This window comes from Paraburkholderia sp. (assembly GCF_026225065.1).
In the GTDB taxonomy this organism is placed as follows: domain Bacteria; phylum Pseudomonadota; class Gammaproteobacteria; order Burkholderiales; family Burkholderiaceae; genus Paraburkholderia.
This window is the reverse complement of the sequence record NZ_JAMFSB010000293.1, coordinates 1-4,874: the sequence shown is the minus strand read 5'-3', so window position 1 is coordinate 4,874 and position 4,874 is coordinate 1. Positions and strand designations below refer to the sequence as shown.

The following is a 4,874-nucleotide window of genomic DNA, read 5'->3' as shown; positions in this document are numbered from 1 at the left end:
AGCGCATCCACCGCACCAATCTGGTGGGCATGGGCATCCTGCCGCTCGAGTTCAAGCCGGGCGTGAACCGCCTGACGCTCGGTATCGACGGCACCGAAACCTTCGACGTAACCGGCGAGCGCAAACCGCGCGCCGATCTCATGCTCGTGATCAATCGCAAGAGCGGCGAGCGTGTAGAAGTGCCGGTGACCTGCCGTCTGGACACCGCGGAAGAGGTGTCGATCTACGAAGCCGGTGGCGTCCTGCAGCGCTTTGCCCAGGACTTCCTGGAATCGTCGCAAGCAGCGGCTTGAAGGAGGAGACAAAAACATGGCCCACGTACCCCAGATCAAGATTCCTGCCACCTACATGCGTGGTGGCACGAGTAAAGGTGTGTTCTTCCGCTTGCAGGACTTGCCCGAAGCCGCGCGGACGCCAGGCGCGGCGCGCGACGCGCTGCTACTGCGCGTGATCGGCAGCCCGGACCCTTACGGTAAACAAACCGACGGCATGGGCGGCGCGACGTCGAGCACCAGCAAGACCGTGATCATCGCCAAGAGCAGCAGGCCCGATCACGACGTCGACTATCTGTTCGGCCAGGTGTCCATCGACAAGGCGTTCGTGGACTGGAGCGGCAACTGCGGTAATCTCTCCGCCGCAGTGGGACCATTCTCGATCAGCGCCGGGCTGGTCGACCCGAGCCGCGTTCCGCGCGACGGCGTGGCCACGGTGCGGATCTGGCAGACCAATATCGGCAAGACCATCATCGGACACGTGCCCATTACCGACGGCGCCGTGCAGGAAACCGGCGACTTCGAACTGGACGGCGTGACCTTCCCTGCGGCCGAGGTGCGACTCGAGTTCATGGACCCGGCCGCCGAAGAGGAAGGCGCAGGCGGCGCGATGTTCCCTACCGGCAATCTGGTGGACGACCTCGAGGTGCCGGGCGTGGGCACGTTGAAGGCCACCATGATCAACGCGGGCATTCCGACGATTTTCGTCGACGCCGAGGCGATCGGTTACAAGGGCACCGAACTGCAAGACGCGATCAATAGCGACGACAAGGCGCTGGCAAAGTTCGAGACGATTCGCGCACATGGCGCGGTGCGCATGGGCCTGATCAAGCACATCGATGAGATCGCAACGCGGCAGCATACGCCGAAGGTGGCGTTTGTCGCGAGGCCGGCGGCCTATGTGGCGTCCAGCGGCAAGCAGGTTGCGGCGGGCGATGTCGATGTGCTGGTGCGCGCGATGTCGATGGGCAAGCTGCATCACGCGATGATGGGCACCGCCGCGGTGGCCATCGGCACGGCAGCCGCGATTCCGGGCACGCTGGTGAACCTCGCCGCGGGTGGCGGCGAGCGCGAAGCGGTGCGCTTCGGTCACCCTTCCGGCACGTTGCGTGTAGGTGCGCAGGCCAGTCACGTGGACGGTGAGTGGGTGGTGAAGAAGGCGATCATGAGCCGCAGCGCGCGCGTACTGATGGAAGGCTGGGTGCGGGTTCCGGGCGATTCGTTCTGATTCGGCATAAGGTGAGGCCGCGCCTACGCAGCCTCACCGGGCCCGCAAACTCAACTTTGTTTCGCCGGCAGATACGGCATCGGATCAACCGGCTTGCCGTCGCGGCGCACCTCGAAAAGCACTGAGACACGCGTGTTTTTCTCGTCGCCCATCTCCGCAATTTCCTGGCCTTGCCGCACGATGTCGCCGGTTTTCACGAGCAGTCGACGGTTGTGCGAATACGCGGTCAGAAAGTCCTTGTTGTGCTGGATGATGATCAGGCTGCCATATTCGTTGAGCCCTGTCCCTGCGTACATGACCTTGCCGTCCGCGGCCGCGCGCACCGGATCGCCAGGCTGGCCGCCAATCTCGATACCGCGCGTCGCGCCCGCCTGGAACCCCTCGACTATCGTGCCTTGTGCCGGCCACACGAGCGTGACGTGGTTGGCATGACGCGAGACCTCTGCGTCGACCTGGCGTGCTTGCGCGGGATTCGGTGCGGGAGCGCCACTCGGGGCGATGGAGGCGGCGTTGCTGGATGAAGCGGCTGATGCCGCGGTCGATGCATTCGCTCCGCTAGCTGCTGCCGCCGTATTCACCGCCGGATTGGTAAAGGCAGCTGCCGCCGCCAGCTTCGCCGAGACCGCAGCCTTTGCTGCCGCCTGATCAGCTGCAGCCTGCGCCGCGGTGGCTGCCGCGGCTGCGTCGCTTGCTTCCTTTGCCGCCTCGGGTGACGCTACATGCAGCACCTGCCCCTTTTTCAGTCGGGTGGACGGCTTCAGACCATTCCACGCCAGCAGATCAGCAACCTTGCAGTGATTGCGCTGAGCAATCTGGTTCAGCGTGTCGCTACGCCTGACGCGATAGACGAGTGGCTGCGCCGCCTTCAGTTTGGCCGTGCTGGCCGCAGCGGTTGCCGCCGCCTGTAACGATGCTGCTGCGGCGGCATCCGATGCCGAGGTCGCCGTAGCGGCCGAAGCCACTGGCGCGCCAGTGGCCGCCGGGGACGCCTGCTCTCCCTGCTGTGCCACATTCACGCAACCACTCATTGCCAATGCAATCCAGACGCCGGCGACGCCAGCCTTCATGGTTTTGTCGAAACGATTTTTCAACAAGTTCGACTCCTGCCTCGTACATAGGCGAGCCCGAGTGTTCCCGCGTCGCACTCCGATGCGCGCATTCTTCAGAAGCGCTGCACGCTCGACACGGGAAACCGCCTCGTTGCGGCTACCACCCTGGCCCACCCTTCTGTCTGGCACTCTTGCGGCAAATGCCTTGATATCGAGGCGTTCTGACGCAAAAAGGGCCAGACAGACGGTTAAAATTCAAGCGGAATTGTAAAATGCCGCGGACAAAAAGCGGGCCGTCCGCACAGACTGATACAAATCCTTACGATCCGTATTGCGGGATTTGGCCCCTGATATCGTTTTCTTTAACGGCAAATCGTCGGAAAACCTTGAATTTTGGCGCAGACGCCTAGAGCGACGTGGCTGGATGAACAGCAAATTCGGGTAAGTGGTGCTGCAGGAAAAGACCGCACGAAAAAACGGCCAGCCCTCTTCGAGGTGCTGGCCGTTTGCCTTCCAATCATCGGGCGCCCGATGGCGCTTTCGCTTACCGCAGCGCTTTCACGGCCTCCGCGGTGACGTCGCCAGGCTGACCGCCCCACGTCGCGCGCAGATAACTCGCCAGTTGTGCGAGTTCCGCATCACTTAGCTGCCCTGCGAACCCGGGCATCTCCTGCATGCGTTCAAGACCGGGGAAGTCCTGCGCATCGATGCCGTCGAGCATCGCCACGATCAGGTTGTGCGGATCGCTTTGCCGCACCGTCGAATTGCCGTGCATCGGGACTGCGACGTGCGGTTTGCCCTCGCCATCGCGGCCATGGCAACCGGCACACACCGCGAGGTACACATTGCGCCCAGCGGCCAGTTGCGCCGTGTCCGCAGATGCCGATGATCGCGACTGCAACGGCTGCGCAGCCGGCGGCGGGTCGCCGAGCAGATAGGTCGACATCGCGCGCAGATCGTCGTGACTCAGATACTGGCTGCTCAGATGCACGACCGGATACATCTCGCTGAAAGCGGAGCCTTGCGGGGCGATCCCCGTGGCGAAGAAGGTCTGCAGATCAGTTGCGGTCCAGCCGCGCGCAGCGAGTCCTTGCGGGGTGATGTCCGGTGCGGCCACGCGGCCCAGCGCCCCGCCGGCGAGCGGCAACGCGTTGTCGAGTTGACCGAACTTGCCGCGCGGCGTGTGGCATTCGGCGCAGTGGCCGAGCGCGCTCACCAGGTAACGTCCACGGTTCCAGTCCACCAACGCCCTGGAGGAAGTCCCTTCGGGGGACGGCCCTTTCGATGCATCCGGCAATCCATCCTTCAGGAACAGCATGTTCCAGAAGCGCACGGCGAAACGCATGTTGAACGGAAACGACAGCTCCGGTTGATGGTTCGGTACCGCTGCAGGTTTTTGCGCCATCAGCCACGCATACATCGCATCGCTGTCGGCGTGCGAGATCTGCCGGTACGACGTGTACGGCATCGCCGGGTACAACGGGCCATCCGGCGTCATGCCGTCGTGCAACGCCTTGTAGAAATCGCCAGCGCTCCAGTTGCCGATGCCGTGGTCTCTGTCTGGCGTGATGTTCGTGCCGTAGAACGTGCCGAACGGCGAGGAGAGTTTCGGGCCGCCGGCAAACGGCGCGCCGTCCGCACTCGTGTGACAGGCCGCGCAATCGGCCGCCTTCACGAGATAGCGGCCACGCGCAAGCTGCTCCGCTGCGGCGCTTTCCAGGTCCGCCGGCATGCTAGTCGCCGAAGCGGTCGTCTGAGCGGCTGGCGTGTCATCGTGGTGTTGGCCGCACGCCGCCAGCGCCCCTACGCTCAACACCAGCACGAGACTCCGCAGCTTCGGCAGATTCAGCCGAATCCGCGAGGTCTGCGCGCTCTGCGAGGTCAAGGAAAGGATCGTCATGCGGCATCCTTCACGAGTCCCGGCATCGTCAGCACGACTTCCTTCACGGCCTCGTAGTACCGCACATAGCCGGTACAGCGGCAGATGTGATCGTTCAGCGCCTCGGTGATGGTTTGCTCAACCTGGTCGCTAGCCACCGGCTGGCGCTTGAGACGTTCGATCAGCACCGTCGCCGCGTTCACGAAGCCCGGCGTACAGTAGCCGCACTGGAAACTGAAGTGCTCGAGAAACTTCTGCTGGATCGGCGACAAGGCAACTACCTCACCCTGCTCGTTGCGTTGTGCGTGGCCTTCGATCGTGCGGATCGACTTGCCGTCGAAGAAGTTCGCGCCTGTGATGCAGGTGCGGATTTCCTCACTCGTGCCATCCGGCTTGTCGAGAATCACCACGCTTGATTGTAAGAGGGTTTTGTAGGTTAAGAGTGT

The 4,874-nt window shown here is 63.3% G+C and carries 4 protein-coding genes and 1 pseudogene; 2 read left to right on the top strand and 3 right to left on the bottom strand.

Annotated features, from left to right (window positions below):
• Positions 1–293 (top strand): annotated as a pseudogene (locus tag M0954_RS21050) (Fe/S-dependent 2-methylisocitrate dehydratase AcnD); the annotation flags it as partial.
• Positions 294–309: 16 nt separating this feature from the next.
• Positions 310–1,500: a 2-methylaconitate cis-trans isomerase PrpF gene (gene prpF, locus M0954_RS21045; RefSeq protein WP_297355281.1), complete on the top strand. Its 1,191-nt coding sequence runs from the start codon at positions 310–312 to the stop codon at positions 1,498–1,500.
• 50 nt (positions 1,501–1,550) lie between these two features.
• On the opposite strand, the gene M0954_RS21040 is transcribed toward prpF, so the two are convergent.
• The 3 genes from M0954_RS21040 to M0954_RS21030 form a co-directional block, all read right to left on the bottom strand.
• Complete coding sequence (locus tag M0954_RS21040; protein ID WP_297355283.1) at positions 1,551–2,591, bottom strand: peptidoglycan DD-metalloendopeptidase family protein; 1,041 nt, start codon at positions 2,589–2,591, stop codon at positions 1,551–1,553.
• Between the two features lie 502 nt (positions 2,592–3,093).
• On the bottom strand, positions 3,094–4,449 hold the full coding sequence (locus M0954_RS21035) for a cytochrome c (RefSeq protein ID WP_297355279.1): 1,356 nt from the start codon (positions 4,447–4,449) through the stop codon (positions 3,094–3,096).
• The coding region (locus tag M0954_RS21030; protein ID WP_297355277.1) for a (2Fe-2S)-binding protein at positions 4,446–4,874 on the bottom strand (429 nt) is incomplete at its 5' end. The genes M0954_RS21035 and M0954_RS21030, both read right to left, overlap by 4 nt.

What these genes read in the sequence shown, in the direction of transcription:
- prpF (WP_297355281.1), top strand. Translation starts at nt 310, where the DNA reads ATGGCCCACGTACCCCAGATCAAGATTCCTGCCACCTACATGCGTGGT.
- M0954_RS21035 (WP_297355279.1), bottom strand. Translation starts at nt 4,449, where the DNA reads ATGACGATCCTTTCCTTGACCTCGCAGAGCGCGCAGACCTCGCGGATT.